Source organism: Saccharothrix sp. S26 (genome assembly GCF_021390395.1).
Lineage (GTDB): Bacteria > Actinomycetota > Actinomycetes > Mycobacteriales > Pseudonocardiaceae > Actinosynnema.
On sequence record NZ_JAJUWT010000006.1, the window covers coordinates 45755 to 63031 of the forward strand.

Genomic DNA, 17277 nt, shown 5'->3' on the forward strand with positions numbered 1-17277 from the left:
GAACACCGTCGTCACGTCCCGCCCGGCCTATCGCCGGCGGGCCATCCGCAGACCGCGCACCACCTCGGACCGCCACGCAGCGACCTCGTCGTCGTGGACTTCGCCGCTCGGCCGCCACAGCTCGCCGTCGGCCGCGGCGGTGCGGGAGGCGGCGGAGTAGCGCTCGCGGTGCACGACGAGGCCGGGGCGCAGGCGGGGACGTGGTCGGCGGACCTCGTCGGTCCACCCGATCGCCACGCCGAACAGCACGCGCACCCCCTCCGGCAGGTCGAGCAGCGCGGACACCGCGCCCACCCGGTTGCGCACCGCTCCGACCATCACCGTGCCGAGCCCCACCGACTCGGCCGCGAGCGCCAGGCACATCCCGGCGAGCGACGCGTCGACCACCGCGCTCAGCCCCAGGTCGTCGTGCTGCGGGCCGACCGCCACGTCGTGCCGTGCCCCGAAGTCCCACAGCCTGCCGGGGTCGGCGCACACCAGCACGAAGGCCGGGGCGACCGCCACGAAGCTCTTGCCGATCAGCTCGGCCAGCGCGGCACGCCTGGCCCGTTCGCGCACCACCACCAACGCGTAACCCTGGAAGTTGAACGAGGTGGGTGCCCGGGTCGAGGCGGCCAGGACGCGCTCGACCAGGTCGTCGTCGACCGGTGCGTCGCGGAAGCTGCGGACGCTGAACCGGTTCTCCAGCAGGGACGTGGTTTCCGACGAGGTGGTGGCGGTCATGCTGTTCCCTTCACGTCCGCGACGACGTAGGCGTGCTTGGCGCGTCGGCCCGACCACAACCACCAGGCGATGCCGAAGACGGCCGAGGAGATTCCCGCGACGATGCCGACGGTCGTGACGTCCACGATGGTCAGCAGCGCGCCCAGGCCGGCGAGGGACAGCCGCCCCACCGCGTTGTAGGTGGTCATGTGGACACTGGTGACCCTGCCGCGGACGTCGTCGGGCACGGTGTCGAGCAGGATGTTGGTGTCCAGCGCGATGATGAACCCGCTGGCGAACCGCATCAGGACGACGCACGCCACCAGCGGCGCGACGTGGTCGGACATGAAGATCAGCGCCCAGGCGGCGCCCTGGACGACGTACGCGGAGGCGTACACCGCCAGGTGGTGCCGCCGGCTCAGCCGCCCGGCGACCACGGTGGCCGCCATCACGCTGATCCCGTCGGCGGCGTAGACCACGCCGAGCACGAACGCGCTCGCGCCCAGGTCCACCGTGACGTGCCCGGCCAGCAGGACGCTGTAGCCGCCGCCGACCAAACCCCACGCGACGCCGATCCACACCACGGACCGAGCCAGCGGGAAGTCGCGCGCGGCGCGCACACCGTCCCGCAGGTCGGCGGTGAACGACGTGCGCGCGCCCGTCGCGCGGGCTGCGGGCTCCGGGCTGCGGGTGCGCAGCAGCTGGGTGGTCGCCACGACCTGGCAGGCCGCCGCGACCCCGAAGGCCGCGAAGGCGTTCCACGACGACAGCAGGCCGCCGAGGGTGGCGCCGGCGAGCGTCATCATGCCGTTGATCGAGCCGATCGAGGCGTTGGCGCGGTGCCGCAGGTCGACCGGGACCACCCCGTACAGCCAGCGCTGGCGCGCCGGCGGCCAGAACGAGGCCAGCACGCCTTGGACCGCGTACAGCGCGGCCAACAGCCCCAAGCCGAACCTGCCGACCGCGACCACGAGCAGGAGGACCACGACCTGACCGCCGATGGCGACCAGCGCGATCCGGCGCACGTCGTACCGGTCGGCGACGAGTCCCGCGATGGGGGTGCACACCAGGGCCGGGACGGTGCCAACCAGTCCCACCACCGCGAGCGTGGCGACCGTGTGGCTCTCCAGTACGTGCACCGCCACCGCGATCTGGAGCATCCAGAGTGCGAGGGAGTTACCCGCGCTGGCGTACCAAAGGGTGCGTGCTTCGACGGGTAGGCGGGTCTTCCGAGGCGTGACGGCGTCGGCGTTCAAGCGGTCCCCACTGAGTTCGGAGGTGTCGGGAGGAGGTGGCTCCCACCCTGGCAGGGTGGGAGCCACCGGACCAGGCCCCGCGGGGCGCCGGTCGGATCAGGCGTTGACGAGGATCAGGTCCTCGTCCTTGCGGAAGGTGCCTTCGCCCTTCATGACGACGGTGCCGGGGCCGAAGGTGTCGTCCTTGCGGAAGGTGCCTTCGCCCTTCATGACGACGGTGCCGGGGCCGAAGGTGTCGTCCTTGCGGAAGGTGCCTTCGCCCTTCATGACCACGGTGCCGGGGCCGAACACGTCGATCCTGTCCATGACGATCTCCTTATCAGTGGGAAAACGGTTCTTGCCTGATCGAGTCCGCGTCGGTGGTACCGCCGCGGACTCGATCGTCAGGTGGTCCCCGTCGTCAACTCGCCCGCGACCTCCCGCGGGACGACGAGGTGCACGACGTCCCGTCCGTAGAGGTCGGCGACGACGGCGAGCAGGGACGCGTACGAGAAGTCCGGCACGGCGGCGGCCAGCTCGAAGACGGTTTTCGGACCGGCCGCGAGCGCGCGCAGCACCGGGTGGTCGCGCAGCGCGAACACCCGGGACCTCTTGTGCTCCCGCCAGTCGCGGTGCACCAGCAACCCGGTCACCGACGGCGTCGGGTCCGCGCCGTAGCCCGTCGGGTCGTTGACGATGCGCAGCACGTCGTGGCGGAAGGTCACCACCTCGAACGGTTCGCGCAACCGCACCGTGTAGTTGCCGCGCACGGCCGTGATGCCGGGCAGGTCCGCGAACTTCGGCACGGACACCTTGGGCGACTCGGAGACGGTGGTGACGACCGAGCAGAACCGGCACAGGTCGACCAGGTGGTCGGGCAGCCCCCACCGCACCACGAAGTCCAGGGCGAACGCCTCGAAGCGACGGACCTCGGCCCGGCGCTGCCACCAGCCGCGAGTGTGGAGCCGGTCGTACTCCTGGTAGAAGCGGGTCACGTCGGCGTACCGCCCCAGGTGCTCCAGGAACAGCCCGTACACCGAAGAGGTGCGCTCGAAGCGCTCGTTGAGCACCGCGTTCGACACCCGGTCGAGGTCCGCCAGGTCGATGCCGTTGACGAGCCGCTTCTCCTCCTCGCTCAGGCCCGCCAATTCCGGCAGGTCGGCCTCGGTCCCGAGTTCGCGGAAGTCGTCACGGAACGCCGGGTCCCGGAGGTACGCGGCGAGGAACTCCTGCACAGCCGTCAGGCTCATCGGTCCGCCCCCGACCCGAGCAGGTCGCGCGCCCAGTCGAGGCCGTCGCGGATCTCCTCCGGGGTCGCGAGCGCGATCGTGCCCGCGTTCTGGACCTCCAGCACGATCGAGACCGGCCGGAACGACTCCTCCTTGAACAACTGCTCCGCGGTGGCGTGCGCCCACTCCTGCTCCCGGCGCTGGCGACCGTTGTCCGGCTCGGCCAGCTCCGCACCGCTGCCGAGCGGGATGTGCAGCTGCCACACCCGTTCCAGCGGGATCGCCTCCAGCTCGCGCTCCCGGTCCATGGGGTGGAAGCGCTCCGCGACGGTGAAGTTGGACATGCTCAGCAGAATCCCGACGTCGGCACCCTCGGCGATGTCCCTGACCTGCTCGCACACCGACCTGGGACCGACCTGGTCGTAGATCTGCGCCTGGTTCTCGATGATGAAGGGCACGCCCGCGACGTCCCGGTCGCGCTTCAGGTTCTCGATGAACACCTCGGTCTGCTCGTCGGTGCCGAACGGCTGGAGGAACGTGCCGCTGTAGCGATCCCGCGTGCCCATAACCCCGACGTGCTCGCCGATGTAGCGGCAGTTGCTCAGCTCCACCATGCGGCGCAGGCGTTCCACCGTGGCGGCGGCCGGCCGGTCCACCGAGCCGATCATGTACTCGAAGCAGTGCAGGGTGGAGGGGACACCACCCAGCGAGTCGATGATGTCCGCGAGGTGCCCGGGATCGGCGTGGTGGTGCGCGGCGAGGAACTCCACGAGGTCGATGTGCCCGCCGACCTCCACCAGCCGTTCGTACAGCCGGGCGAACTCGGGAACACCGTGGTACAAGAACCCGACACCGATGACGTCGGGCTTCACCGGAACCGGTGGGTCGGCGACGTGTGCGGACATGTGGAACCCCTCCTGTGAGGTCGTCAGGAATCGAGGACGGCGGTCGCGACGCGCGCCAGGCACACGCCGTTGGCCGGTCCCATGAGCGAGGTGGCCTGCGCGTCGCGGAGGTGCCGCTCCAGCGGGTGGGCGGCGTCGGACAGGAAGGCACGGGATCCGGTGGCCGCCACGAGCCGTCGCGTGATCGCGTCCGCCGCCGAGGTGGCTTGCGCTTTGAGCTTGCTCGCCGAGGTGTAGCCGGGAACGGGGGAGCCGACCGTGTCGGCGGTCAGGTGGGCGGCGTAGGCGTAGGTGGCCTCCAGCGCGAGCTGCGACTCGGCGATCGCGATCCGCGCCACCTCGCCCAGTGGGCGATCGTGTCGGACGCCCACCGCCGCTTCGAACGCCGCCCCCGCGACACCGAGCGCGATCAAGCCCGGGTTCAAGGGGGTCTCGTGGTTGGCGCGCATGAGGTCCCGCGCCCCGCCTGCGGCACCCACTACGTCCACCGGGTTCACGTGGACGTCGTCGAGCCGCAGCGTGCCGGTGCCGGTGCCCCGCAGGCCCAGCATCGAGTACAGCTCGGCGACCTCGACGCCGGCGCTCTTGGCGTCCACTCGGACGAACGTGGGGCCCTCGGCCGCCGCCACCAGGACGTCGACCACGGCCGCCGAGCGCAGACCCGTGCAGTAGGTCTTGGTGCCGTCGACCCGCAGATCGGCCCCGCGCCGGGTGAGCGAGGTGCGGACATCCGCCTTGTCGGCGGTCCGCGACGGCTCGGTCCACGCGCTGGCCGCGATCACCGACCCGTCGGCCATGCCCGCGAGGTCGTCGTCGCGGCGGGCGGGGTGACCATGGGCCGCGGTCCGGTGCACCACCTGGTAGTGGAACATCAGGATCGCGGCCGTGGAGGCGCAGGCCCGCGCCACGCGCTCGACGACGAGCGCCGCCACGCCGTTGCCGAACCCCAGCCCACCGCGCGACCGGGCCACCTGGACCCCGAAGGCGCCCACCCCTCGCAGTCCTTCCACGGCCTCCGCCGGGTGCCGTCCCTCCCGGTCGACAGCTGCCGCGTGCGGCGCGACGGTCTCCTCAACAACCCGATCGAGCTCCTCCAGCCACCCCACGGCGTCCGTCGAGGCCTCCGACAGGCAGGCCGCGACGAACGCGGTCCGGTAGTCGTGCGCAGTCCCCACGTGCCCTCCCCAGGTGATCACCGCCGTGACACCACGCTGGCAGGGCTCGCTACCGAGCCGACATCGACGCACTACTCGCGGCGGGCGCGCTGTCCCGCCGCGACGCGCGGAGGTTCCTCGGGGCCGTCCGAAAATTCATCGTCGCTGGCCAGCGATGTGTGCGCACTCGTCGACGAGTCCGCGCAGGATGCGCGTACGTGGGGCCGCTTAGCGGTACCTCAGGCCGCCGCCGGTTCGTACTCGTTGATCAAGCCACCAAGGACCGACCGGGTGGTGGTCCGGGGCAACCACCGCCCAGCGCGGTGTAGCCGATCACCGGTCTGGTCCGCGCTGATCACCGCCTCGTAGCGCGCGCAGGCACGCGCCGGTGGTGTGACGGGATCCTGTCGTGCGGCGGTGGTGAGAGTGGGAGGAGGGGTGTGCGAACAGCCACGGAGGACAAGGTGCCCCGCCGGCAGCGGGACGTGCTCTACCTCTAGGCCGCCGGTCCGACTTACGCCGACATCCCGTTCACCCGGCCGGCGCAGGGCCGCACCCGGTCGCCCGGTCGCGCGAGGCAGAACCGGGGGTAAGGACGGGCAGACCGGGCCGTCCGGTCTTCTCCTCGGCGCGCGCGGTGTGGTGGGGTCGGTGGACATCCCCGGTACGGGGCGAACCTGGGGGCCGGGTCGCAGCGGTGACCGGTCCCCGCGCGGAGGGTGCGATGGACGTGCGGTCCGAGGGCGAGACCGGTGGTGCGGGTCGCGCCTCCCCGCCCGAGCGGTTCGCCGGCGACCTGTTCCTCCAGCTCGCCCGCCGCGGGTGGCTGGTGCTGGAACCCGCGCAGGCGCAGCGCGTGATCGGCGAGCTGGAGCGGACGCTGGACGAGGTCCGGTCACGGCTGCGCAAGCTGGAGCTGTCGCGCAAGCTGCGCGACGCGTCCGGGGACGACGTGGCGCCCGACGTGGACCGGCTCGTGGTTGACGCGGTGTTCGCCGGGCAGCTCAACTCCGACAGCTGGGAACGGGCGCTGGTCGAGCTGCCCAAGTACATCGAGGCCCTGCGGATCGCGGGGCGCAACGCCGGGCGGCCGCGGTGACGGTCCCGCAACGGCCCGAGCCCGCGCGGTCGGACCCGGACGCCGGCCGGGACGAGCTGTCCCGGCTGGACCTGTGCGCCGAACTGGCCGCCGCGGCCGCGGAGCTGCGCCACCACCTGCTGCGGGGCGACCGCGACGTGGCGAACCTGCTCGGCGCGTGGATCGACGCGCTGCTGGACGAGTGGAACCGCCGCCGCGACTGACCGCGCCCCGGCATGGCCGAGCGGCCGAGCGGGAACCCGGCACCCGTCACCGACAAGCGCACGAGAACCCCGCCGGCCGCACACGACTCACCTGCGCACGACCCGTGCCGCGCATGCGAACGCGCTCGCCCGCGCCGCCTGCACCCCGCGCGCACGACACGCGCCGCCCGCGCCACGCTCACCTGCGCTCGCGTCGCAGGACTGTGCCGCATACGACTCGTCGGGGCCGGGCCGGGGAGCACCCCGACCCGACCCCGACGCGGACCCGGACCACCTCGGGTCCGTCCCCGTTCACCCCCGCGGCAGGTCCGCGAGCGTGCCGCTGACGTTGAGCAGTTGCAGGCAGTTCGGGGCCTGCCGCCCGCTGGCCGGGGTGCCCGGCCGGGCGCAGGTGACGGTCGCGCTCACCGCGCTGTTCTCCGGCACGTCGATCGGCGTCACCCAGTGGTAGTCCTGGTTGCGGAACGTCTCCAGCGCGATGGTGGTCACCGTGCGCTCGCCGAAGACGATCGTCAGCACGCCCTCGTCGCCCTGGTGGTTGGCCAGCACGAGGTCGGTGACGCGGAAGACCTTCCCGGCGGGCACGACGTAGCTGCCGGTGCCCTGGTCGCCGGTGTTCGTGCGGACCTCGATGCTGCTGGAGCTCTGCTCGCCGCCGCCCGTGGCGTCGCCCTGGCCCGGCTGCCCGGGTTGCCCCTGCTGTTGCTCGCCGCCCGGGGTCTGCTCGCCGCCCGGTTGCTGCGGCGGCTGGGTCCGCGAGGCGGCGGCCTGCTGCTCGCCGACCTCCACCAGCTCCTCGGCCCGGTCATCGGCGGCCTCGCGGGCCGCGCTCTGCACCGCCGGGCGCACCAGCATCAGCCACGCCAGCAGCAGGGCCAGCAGCAGCGCCAGCAACGCCAGCAACCACTTGGGGAACACCGGGAGTTGGAGCAGCTCGCCCTCCAGCTCCTCGGCTCGCGCGGTCTCGGCGGACGGCGCGGCGGCGTCGGTGGAGGTCGCGGTCGCCCGCACGGGCCAGGACAGCGGCGCGCCGAACCACAGCACCTTGCCGACGCGCACCCGCACCGGCAGCTCCACCCGCACCCCCGGCGCGACGGTCGTGGGCCGCTCGGGCACGGTGACGCGCAGTTGGTCGTCGGCCTCGGCCGCGACCAGCCCGACCGCGATCGGGGTGTTGCCGTCGTTGCGCACCTCGACGTGGAAACGCGCGCTGCGCCAGGCGCGGCGGCGTTCGGGCACCAACTCGGCGTGCTGCTGGAAGAACGGCTCGACGACGACCGTGGTCTCGGAGACCACCGCCGTGTCCGGCCGCTCCGCAGGCAGGACGCGCACGCCCAGCGGCACCTCGCCCGCCCGCACCTCCGACGACCGCGGCGGCCGCAGCACCACGGTCACCTGCTCGGACGTGCCGGGGTACAGCGAGAGCCGCGCGGGCTCGACCGAGGTCCACGGTGCGCACTCGCCCACCACCTCGAACTCGTACGCCTCGACTATGTCGCTGTCGTTGCGCACCGTCAGCTTCGTGCTCGCCTCCGAACCGGGCGTGACAACCACGGTCGGGAGACCGAATTCGGTCGTTGTGGTCACCGGTCGAACGGTAGGCAGGCCGCAACCCCTTGCGGCAGGGAGAAAAGGGCACACCGGGGGCAAACAAGTGCACCGGCGGCCCTCGGTCCTCCCGCGGCCCGAACCCGGTGCGCAGGATGGTGGCACGGGGACCGCCGGTGCGGTCCCGTTCTCGCCAGGGAGGCGGTCATGACGAGGATCCCGGTCGCGGTGTACGCCGAGGACCCGGTGCTGCGCACGGGTGTCACGCACCAACTGCGCCCGCGGCCCGAGGTCGAGGTGCTCGACCCGCGCGAGCACGAACGCGCGCAGGTGTCGTTGGTCGTGGTGGACGAGGTGGACGACGCGGCGGCGTTCCTGCTGCGCCGGTTGCGGCGCTCGTCCGGCACGCGCACCGGGGTCGTGGTCGGCCGCTTCGACCAGGACGCGTTGCAGACCGTCATCGACTGCGGCGTGGCGGCGGTGGTCCGCCGCGCCGAGGCCGACCAGGACCGGTTGGTGGCCACCGCGGTCGCGCTGGCCAAGGGCGAGGCGGTGCTGCCCGGCGACCTGCTCGGCATGCTGCTCGACCACGTGGGCCGGCTCCAGCGCGGCGTGCTCGACCCGAACGGGCCGACACTGTCCACTTTGACCACTCGTGAGGCGGACATGCTGCGGCTCGTGTCCGAGGGGTACGACACCGCCGAGATCGCGACGCGGATGTCGTTCTCCGAGCGCACGGTGAAGAACGTGCTGCACGAGGTCAGCACCCGGCTCCAGTTGCGCAACCGGGCCCACGCCGTGGGCTACGTGATGCGCCACGGCCTGATCTGACCCGTCGCACCCCACCCGTTGCCCGAACAGCCCCGGGGTCTTCCCCGGCTGTGCCCCACCGGGCCTGTCCGGCGCACGCCGCGCGCGGCGACGATCGCCTGCGACAGGCCCGTGACCGGAGGTGGAACCTTGTCCAGAAGGGCGCGTACCCGCACCCTCGCCGCCCTCGCGGCGGTCGTGGTGGCGTGCGGCGTGATCGCGGTGGTGCGTGGCGTCACCGACCCGCCCGCGGCGGCCGGCCAGCCGGGAGAGCCGCCGTCGCCCGGCCGCATCGCCTACGCGGGCACCGGGCACCGCAGCCTGGGCTACGCGGCCGACCCGCAACCGGACCGGCTCGACCCGACCACGCCGGTGATGGGCGAGGGGCCGTCCCACCACGACGACCACGTGTCCGCCCGCGGCGGCCTGCTGGTGTTCACCAGCCTGCGCGACGAGCCCCGGCCCCAGGTGTACCTGCGCGGCGCGGACGGCGGCGTGCGCAAGCTGACCGAGGGCCAGGACGCCGCGAACCCGCAGCTCTCGCCCGACCTGCGCACCGTGGTGTTCGCCTCGCGCGGCGACCTGTGGCTGGTCGGCGTGGACGGCGGCGGGATGCGGCGGCTCGCCGACACCGATGCCGACGAGTCGTGGCCCTCGTTCTCCCCGGACGGCACGCAGGTCGCCTACTCCGGTGACCGCGACGGCGGCCGCGAGATCTACCGCCGCCCGGTCGCGGGCGGCCCGGAGACCCCGGTGACCGACGAACCGGACGGCGACGCCGACGAGCCCGCGTGGAACCCCGTGGACGGCCGCATCGCCTACACGCTGCGGGTCGACGGGGTGCCGCGGGTGCGGGTGCTGACCGGGACCGGCACCCGGGTCGGCACGCCGCTGCTGGGCGGGGACCAGACCGCGTGGCGGGGCCACTGGCCCGCCTGGCTGCCCGACGGGACGCGCCTGCTGTTCCTCAGCCTCGACCAGACCTGCTCCTGCACGGCCGACCCCGCCGCGGTCAAGGTCTACCGGGCCGACACCGCGCCCGGACTGCCGCTCACCGCGCCGCCGGACGTGCTGCTGGGGGAGAACCGGCAGCTCAGCTCGCCGAGCTGGCAGGACGACGGCTCCGGGCCGCGGCTGCTGGTGTCCCGCACCAGCGCCCCGACCTGGTTCACCGCCACGCTCCAGGACATCCGCCCGGACGGGTCCGACCCGCGCGACCTGGGCGTGACCGTGCTGCGCGAGGACCCCGAGGCGGTCAACGACCCCAACCTGCTGTTCCGACCCAGGGCCGGGTTCGACACGTGGGCGACCCGCCAGTCGTACTCGCCGGACGGGCGGCGGATCCTGCTCAGCCGGTTCGAGGACGAGGGCGGGCGGCGGGTGCAGCGGCTGTGGCTGGTGGACGTCGACGGCGGCAACCCGCGCCGGGTGCCCGTGGCCGACCGGCAGCCCGCGGACTGGGAGTTCGACGCCACCTTTTCACCCGACGGCCGGTTCATCGCGTTCGCGCGGCGCTCGCCCGGCGGCGTGCGGCCCGACGGCTCGGCGAGCCGCATCGTGGTCGTCGAGGCCGACACGGGGACCGTGGCCGGTGAGCTGCGGCCGCCGCCCGAGGTAGCCGACCAGGAGGACACGCAGCCCGCGTGGTCGCCCGACGGGACCACGATCGCGTTCACCCGCGGCATCATCAGCGACGGACCGGGCGGCGAGGTGCGCGACAACCACATCTGGACCACGCGGGCCGGGGCGCTGGACCGGCAGCGCGACCTGAGCGCGTTGGCCTGCGGCGGCGACTGCGCGGTGACCGACGACAGCTCGGCGTTCAGCCCGGACGGGCGCGAGCTGGTGTTCAACCGCGAGTTCGACGGCCTGCTGCGGGTGCCGCTGGCCGACCCGGGCCGGTGCGAGGTGCTGCTGGGCGGCGGCACGTGCGCCGGGCCCGTGACCAACCCGGCCGGGCCGTTCCAGCCGCGTGACGCCGCCTATGCGCCGGACGGCCGGATCGTGCTGACCACCCGGCGGGCGGGCGAGGCCCGCTCGCCCGAGGAGCTGGCCGTGCTCGACCCCGGCACCGGGGCGCTGGAGCGGATCGCGACCCGCCTGCCCGGCAGGCAGAAGGAACCCGCCTGGCAGCAGTCGGTGGACCTCGCGGTGGACGCGCCGCTGGCGGTGTCCGTGGACGTGGGGGAGACCACGCCGGTCACCGTGACCGTGCGCAACCGGGGTCCGGCGGCCTCGCCCGGCACCGCGCTCACCGTGGCCGTGCCCGGCGGGCTGCGCCTGGGCGGGTTGCGCGCGTCGAGCGGCACGTGCGTGGCGGAGGAGCTGCGCTGTGACCTGGGTGTCGTGGGCCCCGGCGCGTCGGTCGAGGTGGTGGCGGACGTGGTGGGCGTGGTGGCCGGCGGGCACCGGCTGGACTGGTCGGTCACCGGGTCGGTGCTCGATGCGTTGCCGACCGACAACGCGGACGACACCGTGCTCACCGTGGCGGAGCAACCCACTCCGACCACCGTGCCGCCGACCACGACCACCGCGTTGCCGCCGCCACCGCCCGTTGCGCCGGCCGGTCCGTCGCTGGCCGTCGTGGTGCAGCCCCAACCGTCGTATGTGGGTGGTCGGGCGGTGGTGGGCTTCACCGTGCGCAACGGTGGGGGAGCGCTGGCGACCGGGCTGCGGCTGGACTTCGCGCTGCCCGCGCGGGTGCCGGTGGCGAGCCTGCCACCGGGGTGCGCGCCGACGAGTTGCGTGCTGCCCGACCTGCCTGTCGGCGCGACGCAGGTGGTGCAGGTGGTGCTCGCGCCGGACGCGCCGGTGCGGACCGAGGTGCGCGGCGTGCTGCGCACCACCGGCACCGACGCCGACCCGAACGACAACACCGCCGTCGCGCCGATGACCGTGCTGCTGCCGAGGATCGTGGCCGTGCCGCCGATCGGCGAGCCCGGGTTCGTCACCTCGGTGCGCGGCGAGGACTTCCCGCCGGGGGCACCGGTGGCACTCGCGTGGTCGCCCGGCATCACCGCCGCGTCCGCGCCGACGGTGCCCCGCGCGGACGGCCGGTTCACCGCGCAGCTGCTGATCCTGGCCAAGGACCAGACCGGGCCGCGCACGATCACCGCGACCGGACCCGGTTTCGGCCCGGTCCGCACGCCGTTCCTGGTGGTGGCCGCGTCCATCGGGCCGCCGGACATGGTGGCGCGCCGGTGAACCCGACAACGAGGAGGTGCCCGTGATCCACGAGGTGGACGAGGCGATCCGGCGGATGCTGACCGCCGCCGGCGTGCCCGGCGGTGGGGGAGAGCTGGCGTTCGACGCCCCGACCAAGGACTGGTCCGCGCGCCGCAACGCGCCCACGGTCAACGTGTTCCTGCACGACATCCGCGAGGACGTGGCGCGACGCCACGCGGGTGGCATGGAGGTCTACGACGACGAGGGCGTGCTGGTCGGCTGGCGCGGTCCGGCGCGGTGGTTCGAGCTGGCGTACCTGGTCACGGCGTGGACCAACCGGCCGCAGGACGAGCACCGGCTGCTGTCGGAGGTGTTGGCGACCCTGGTGCGCACCGAGCGGATGGCGAACGAGTGGCTGACCGGGACGTTGGCGGAACTGGGGCTGGGGGTGATCCTGAACTCGGCCCAGCCGCCGGACGGGCGGGCGACCTCGGAGATGTGGTCGGCGCTGGGGGGCGAGCTGAAGCCGTCCATCGACCTGAAGGTGATCGCGCCGCTGGCCGGTGAGTGGACCCAGGCCGGTCCGCCGGTGACGGAGGGCGTGGTGCTGGAGACGGCGGCGCAGGCGGGCGAGCGCTCGCGGCGGCTGCGCTACGAGGGGCCGACGAGCGCGGAGGGCGACGGTTTCGCGGCCACCAGACCACGGCCCGTGGCGGGTCCGAGGCGGCGTCGCGGGGGAGCGATCCGATGACGGAGACGATGACCGGCGTGTCCACCGAGCCGACCGCGCAGGGGCGGCGGTCGGGACTGGACGAACCTGCCCGACCGGGAGGTGCCGCCGCCGACCCGGCCCTCGGGGCGGCGTTCGAGGGGGACGCCGCGCCGTCGGCCGGTGCCGCGCGCGAAGCGGACCTGCTCTACCTCTGGGCGCGGTTGGGCGCGGTCGAGTGGCGGGTTCGGCAGGCGGTGGCCGAGGCGTTCGCCGCCGACCCCGACCGCCGCGACCCCTACCGCGGCCTCTACCTCACCGCCGACGCCGTGCGGCGCGTCCTCGACGCACCGCGGCAGCCGCCGCTCTTCCCGCCGCGGGACGACCTCGACCTGGACGCGTTCGCCGCCGACGTCCCGCCGCCCGGTCCCCGGCTGCTCGCCCTCGCCGAGGACTTCACCCTCGACCCGCTGGACGTCGAGCTCCTGCTGGTGGCGCTGGCCCCCGACGTGGACGCCCGCTTCGAGCTGCTCTACGGCTACCTCAACGACGACGTCACCCGCCGCCGGGCGACGGTCGGCCTGGCACTGCGGCTGTGCGGCGCGCCCGCGGCCGGGCCGGGGCGGTTCCGGCTGGCGACGACCGCGCCCCTGGTGGCGGCCGGCCTGGTGGAGGTGCGCGACCCGGCCGAGCCCGCGCTGGCCCGCTCGCTGCGCGTGCCCGACCGGGTGGTGGCGCACCTGCTCGGCGACGACACCCCCGACCCGGCGGTGGCCCCGCTGGTCCACGTCGTGCCCCGGCACAGCACGCCGGCGGCCGAACTGCCCGAACGGCTCGGTGCCGGGTTGCGCGCCGGCATCGGACCCGTCCACCTGCGCGACAGCGGCGGCGACGCCGGGCCGACGGCGGTCGCCGCGCTGGCCGCGGCGGGCCGGGACGCGGTGGTGGTCGACGTGACGGCGTTGGCCGACCGCGACCAGCCGGACCTCGCCGCGGTGGTCCGCGAGGCCCGGTTGCGGGGCGCGGGCATCGTGCTCGGGCCGCTGGAACCGCTGGTGCCCGAACGGTCGCGGTGGGTGCGCGAACTCGTCGCGCTCGCCGGTGACGTGCCGGTCGTCCTGCACAGCCGGCAGCACTGGGACCCCAAGTGGACCACGCGGCCCGTGGTGTCGCTGCCCGTCCCGTCGCCGTTGCCCGCGGAACGGGCCGCGTGGTGGACGCGCGCGTTCGGCGGCGAGCCTGCCTTCCTGCCGGACCTCGCGGGTTACCGGCTCGGCGCCGAGGAGGTAGACCGGGCGGTGGCCGTGGCGTCGCGGCTGGCCGCCGTCGAACGCCGACCGGTGGCGCTGGAGCACGTGCGGGCCGGCGTGCGGGCGCAGAACGGGGCCGGGCTGGACCGCCTGGCCCGGCGGATCGTGCCCGGTGTCGGCTGGGACGACGTGGTGCTGCCGGAGCGGACCCGTGCCCAGCTCGCCGAACTGGTCGTGCGCGCGAAGCACCGCGAACGGGTGCTCGGCGAGTGGCGGATGCGGCCCGGCGGTGGCCGCGGGCGTGGCGTGGTGGCGTTGTTCGCGGGCGAGTCGGGCACCGGCAAGACCATGTCCGCCGAGGTGGTCGCGGGTGAGATCGGCATGGACCTGTACGTGGTGGACCTGTCGACGGTGGTGGACAAGTACGTCGGCGAGACCGAGAAGAACCTGGAGCGGATCTTCACCGAGGCGGCGGGCGTGCACGGGGTGCTGCTGTTCGACGAGGCCGACGCGGTGTTCGGCAAGCGGTCGGAGGTGCAGAGCGCGCACGACCGGTACGCCAACGTGGAGTCCGCGTACCTGTTGCAGCGCATGGAGTCCTTCGACGGCATCGCCGTGCTGACCACCAACCTCAGGTCCAACGTGGACGAGGCGTTCACCCGCCGCATCGACGTGATCGCCGACTTCCCGGTGCCGGACGCCCGGCAGCGCCTGGCGCTGTGGGACCGCTGCCTGGGCCCGGCGCTTCCCCGCGCCGACGACCTCGACCTGGAGTTCTGCGCGGAGCGCTTCGAGCTGGCCGGCGGGTCGATCCGCGCGTGCGCGGTGACCGCGGCCTACCGGGCCGCCGCCGGTGACCGGCCGGTGACCATGGCCGACGTGGTGACGTCGGTGCACCTGGAGTACCGCAAGCTCGGCCGGCTCGTGCTGGAGAGCGAGTTCGGGCCGTGGCTGGACGCGGCGCGGTGACTGGTTCTTACCGATGCGGGAGGCAGTGATGCACGCTCACGAACACCAACACCAGCACGAGGACCACGCTCACCGGCGGGTCCGCCCCCAACGGGCCGCGGGCGGGGCCGGGCGCGGCGTGGACGAGGTGCTGAGGCTGCAACGCCTCGTCGGCAACTCGGCTGCCTCCGACCTCGTCCGGTCGGTGGTCGACGAGGCGGAGGCGGAACGGGCCGAGGTGCAGCGGTCGAGCGTGCGGGAAGCGCTGAGCGGTCCCGGCAAGCCGGTGCCCGACGACATGCGGTCGGAGGCCGAGGCGCGGCTGGGTGTGGACCTGTCCGGGGTGCGCCTGCACACCGGCGCCGCCGCGGAGCGTTCGACGGAGGAGATGGGCGCGCACGCGTACACCACGGGCCGCGACGTGGTGCTCGGTCGCGGCGGCAAGAACTGGAAGACGCTGCTGCACGAGTTCGACCACGTGCGCCAGCAGGCCGAGGGACGGGTCGAGGGCACCGACCAGGGCAACGGGATGCGGGTGAGCGACCCGTCCGACCGGCACGAGCGGGAGGCCGAGGCCAACGCCACCAGGGCGCTGCGCGGCGAGCCGCCCGGCCCGCACCACCACGGCGGCGCGGCGGGCGGCCACCACGGCGGCGTCCCGGTCCAGTTCGCGAGGATCCGGGACGTCCAGCCGGGGTTGAGCAAAGACGACGTGAAGCGGATCGAGCAGCGGCTGCGCGCCACCGAGCTGCAAGTGCCCGTGCCGCTGCCCGCCGGCAGGACCGAGCTCCGCACCAGGCGGCAGGACAACGCCCGGGGCATCGACCCGCGGCTGCACGTGACGAGCAGCACGGTGGGGCTGGCGAGGATCGACTGGAACGAGCTGATCGCGGGTGCCCCGATCCCCATGGGCTATGGCCCCTACGAGATCAGGGTGCTGCCGCACAGCGCCGATGCCCTCGCCGTCGCCACCGATGAGCTGGTGGAGCTGATGGACTCCCAGCACTTCAGCGGCGAGGCGCTAATGGAGAACTTCACCCGCCCCCTGATGGAATGGCTGGTGCGCCAGCGGAGCAACTCCGGCGGCGACGTGACGGTCGTGGCGAACCGCGTGACGACCGACGAGGGAACGGGCACCGAGATCACCGTCGGTGGTCGCCCCGGCTGGGACACCCAGGCCAACCAGATCGTCACGGGCTACGGGGAGGACCGCCGGCACATCATCGCCTGGCACGCGATGCGCGGGGCGTTCGAGAACGCCTTCAACGCCGCGCTGGCACCCGGCGAGAACATCAAGGAGCGGATGCGGGCCCTCATCCGGATCCTGAACGCGCCAGCCACCTGGGCGGACCTCGACGCGGCCGAGAGCGGCAGCGAGAGCGGCAGCCAGGACATCGGTGGGGCGGGGAGCCAGGGCGGCAGCGACGTGTCCATGGCCGACGTGCCGGCGGCCGCCACCACCTCGCCGCCGTCGCCGGCGGGCAGCGGGATGGAGCTCGACACGCCGCCCCGGGTGGCTTCACCGAACTCCGACCACGGATCGTCGCAGGCGGGCAGCACGACGTCGGAGCAGTTGCGCGGGGACCTGGTCGCGGCCGTCACCAGGGTGTTGGACATGCTGTCGAACAACCCGTTCAACCTGTGGGCGGGCGACGCCCAAGCGAACCAGTCGATCAACCGGGTCCGGCAGCAGGTGGCCGCCGAGATGAAGGCCAAGTCCGACGACCAGGAGCTGGTCGACGCGGTCCGCGCGCGCGCCAGGGAAAAAGCGGAGACGCCGAACCAGGACCAGCCCGTGTGGACGGAGGTGCGGGACACGCTGGAGGGCACCCCGGCGGACGAGGCTCGGACGATCCTCCAGTCCATGGTCGACACGTTCGACGTCGACATCCCGGTGGCCGGTGGCGGCAACGCCTCCACCACCTACCCGGCCTCCGACGACCAGATCGCCGCCGTCCGCAACACCCTGGCCACCGGTCTCGCCCAGGAGCTGCTTGCGATGTCCGACAACGACCTGCCCGGTGACTTCGACAAGCTCATCGACACCATCGGCCGGTGGTTGCGGCGGTTCCTGCGCCCGGAGCACCTCCGAACCACCGTCGAAGGCGGTCGTCGCACGGTTCGGCGTCGTCCGCAGAGCTGAGCCCAGCGGCACGAACCGTTCCCGGCCATCGGCCACGGCGTCCGCGCCCACCCCGCCCCGGCGCACCACCGCGCCGGGGCCGTTCGGCGTGCCCGGAGGCGCGTCCGCACCGCGGATGTCTTTTAGGGCAACGGCTCTGCCCCCGGTCGGGGTCCGCGAGCCCTGCCCGCGCGGGGC

General features: G+C 73.8%; 14 protein-coding genes. 7 read left to right on the top strand and 7 right to left on the bottom strand.

The features are described from left to right. Window positions 1-27 precede the first annotated feature (27 nt). The 6 genes from LZG04_RS10825 to LZG04_RS10850 all read right to left on the bottom strand — a co-directional run bounded on the left by LZG04_RS10825 (window position 28) and on the right by LZG04_RS10850 (window position 5246). Entirely contained in the window at window positions 28-723 is a 696-nt protein-coding gene (locus LZG04_RS10825; RefSeq protein ID WP_233815699.1) for a nitroreductase family protein, read from the bottom strand. Next, on the bottom strand, window positions 720-2024 hold the full coding sequence (locus LZG04_RS10830) for an MFS transporter (RefSeq protein ID WP_308199041.1): 1305 nt from the start codon (window positions 2022-2024) through the stop codon (window positions 720-722). The genes LZG04_RS10825 and LZG04_RS10830 overlap by 4 nt, the downstream gene beginning before the upstream one ends. Before the next feature lie 30 nt (window positions 2025-2054). Continuing rightward, entirely contained in the window at window positions 2055-2264 is a 210-nt protein-coding gene (locus tag LZG04_RS10835; protein WP_233815701.1) for a hypothetical protein, read from the bottom strand. A gap of 77 nt (window positions 2265-2341) precedes the next feature. After that, complete coding sequence (locus LZG04_RS10840) at window positions 2342-3187, bottom strand: hypothetical protein (RefSeq protein ID WP_233815702.1); 846 nt, start codon at window positions 3185-3187, stop codon at window positions 2342-2344. Further along, window positions 3184-4071, bottom strand: coding sequence for a DUF692 family multinuclear iron-containing protein (locus tag LZG04_RS10845; protein ID WP_233815703.1), 888 nt, complete (start codon window positions 4069-4071; stop codon window positions 3184-3186). The genes LZG04_RS10840 and LZG04_RS10845 overlap by 4 nt, the downstream gene beginning before the upstream one ends. 23 nt (window positions 4072-4094) lie before the next feature. After that, window positions 4095-5246, bottom strand: coding sequence for an acyl-CoA dehydrogenase family protein (locus LZG04_RS10850; RefSeq protein WP_233815704.1), 1152 nt, complete (start codon window positions 5244-5246; stop codon window positions 4095-4097). 703 nt (window positions 5247-5949) lie between these two features. On the opposite strand from LZG04_RS10850, the gene LZG04_RS10855 reads away from it, so the two are divergent. Both LZG04_RS10855 and LZG04_RS10860 read left to right on the top strand, forming a co-directional pair. Beyond that, complete coding sequence (locus tag LZG04_RS10855) at window positions 5950-6324, top strand: hypothetical protein (protein WP_233815705.1); 375 nt, start codon at window positions 5950-5952, stop codon at window positions 6322-6324. Further along, window positions 6321-6527, top strand: coding sequence for a hypothetical protein (locus LZG04_RS10860; protein WP_233815706.1), 207 nt, complete (start codon window positions 6321-6323; stop codon window positions 6525-6527). Before LZG04_RS10855 ends, LZG04_RS10860 begins: the two co-directional genes overlap by 4 nt. A gap of 291 nt (window positions 6528-6818) precedes the next feature. Here the strand turns inward: LZG04_RS10860 and LZG04_RS10865 are convergent, their stop codons facing one another. Continuing rightward, the gene (locus LZG04_RS10865; RefSeq protein WP_233815707.1) at window positions 6819-8114 is read right to left on the bottom strand and encodes a hydrolytic protein; all 1296 of its coding nucleotides are present in this window, start codon (window positions 8112-8114) and stop codon (window positions 6819-6821) included. A 168-nt stretch (window positions 8115-8282) separates the two neighbouring features. Here LZG04_RS10865 and LZG04_RS10870 point away from each other — a divergent pair, with 168 nt between their 5' ends. The 5 genes from LZG04_RS10870 (at window position 8283) to LZG04_RS10890 (ending at window position 17100) form a co-directional block, all read left to right on the top strand. Continuing rightward, a complete protein-coding gene (locus LZG04_RS10870; RefSeq protein ID WP_233815708.1) occupies window positions 8283-8906 on the top strand; it encodes a LuxR C-terminal-related transcriptional regulator in 624 nt (207 codons plus the stop codon). Between the two features lie 129 nt (window positions 8907-9035). Beyond that, entirely contained in the window at window positions 9036-12089 is a 3054-nt protein-coding gene (locus LZG04_RS10875) for a hypothetical protein (RefSeq protein ID WP_233815709.1), read from the top strand. Window positions 12090-12111: 22 nt separating this feature from the next. Next, the gene (locus LZG04_RS10880) at window positions 12112-12801 is read left to right on the top strand and encodes a DUF4255 domain-containing protein (RefSeq protein ID WP_233815710.1); all 690 of its coding nucleotides are present in this window, start codon (window positions 12112-12114) and stop codon (window positions 12799-12801) included. Further along, window positions 12798-14978: an ATP-binding protein gene (locus LZG04_RS10885; RefSeq protein ID WP_233815711.1), complete on the top strand. Its 2181-nt coding sequence runs from the start codon at window positions 12798-12800 to the stop codon at window positions 14976-14978. The genes LZG04_RS10880 and LZG04_RS10885 overlap by 4 nt, the downstream gene beginning before the upstream one ends. Before the next feature lie 28 nt (window positions 14979-15006). Beyond that, window positions 15007-17100 (top strand): DUF4157 domain-containing protein, encoded by a 2094-nt coding sequence (locus tag LZG04_RS10890; RefSeq protein WP_233815712.1) that lies wholly within the window; start codon window positions 15007-15009, stop codon window positions 17098-17100. Window positions 17101-17277 lie beyond the last annotated feature (177 nt).

What these genes read in the sequence shown, in the direction of transcription:
- LZG04_RS10825 (WP_233815699.1), bottom strand. Translation starts at nt 723, where the DNA reads ATGACCGCCACCACCTCGTCGGAAACCACGTCCCTGCTGGAGAACCGG.
- LZG04_RS10835 (WP_233815701.1), bottom strand. Translation starts at nt 2,264, where the DNA reads ATGGACAGGATCGACGTGTTCGGCCCCGGCACCGTGGTCATGAAGGGC.
- LZG04_RS10840 (WP_233815702.1), bottom strand. Translation starts at nt 3,187, where the DNA reads ATGAGCCTGACGGCTGTGCAGGAGTTCCTCGCCGCGTACCTCCGGGAC.
- LZG04_RS10845 (WP_233815703.1), bottom strand. Translation starts at nt 4,071, where the DNA reads ATGTCCGCACACGTCGCCGACCCACCGGTTCCGGTGAAGCCCGACGTC.
- LZG04_RS10855 (WP_233815705.1), top strand. Translation starts at nt 5,950, where the DNA reads ATGGACGTGCGGTCCGAGGGCGAGACCGGTGGTGCGGGTCGCGCCTCC.
- LZG04_RS10870 (WP_233815708.1), top strand. Translation starts at nt 8,283, where the DNA reads ATGACGAGGATCCCGGTCGCGGTGTACGCCGAGGACCCGGTGCTGCGC.
- LZG04_RS10885 (WP_233815711.1), top strand. Translation starts at nt 12,798, where the DNA reads ATGACGGAGACGATGACCGGCGTGTCCACCGAGCCGACCGCGCAGGGG.
- LZG04_RS10890 (WP_233815712.1), top strand. Translation starts at nt 15,007, where the DNA reads ATGCACGCTCACGAACACCAACACCAGCACGAGGACCACGCTCACCGG.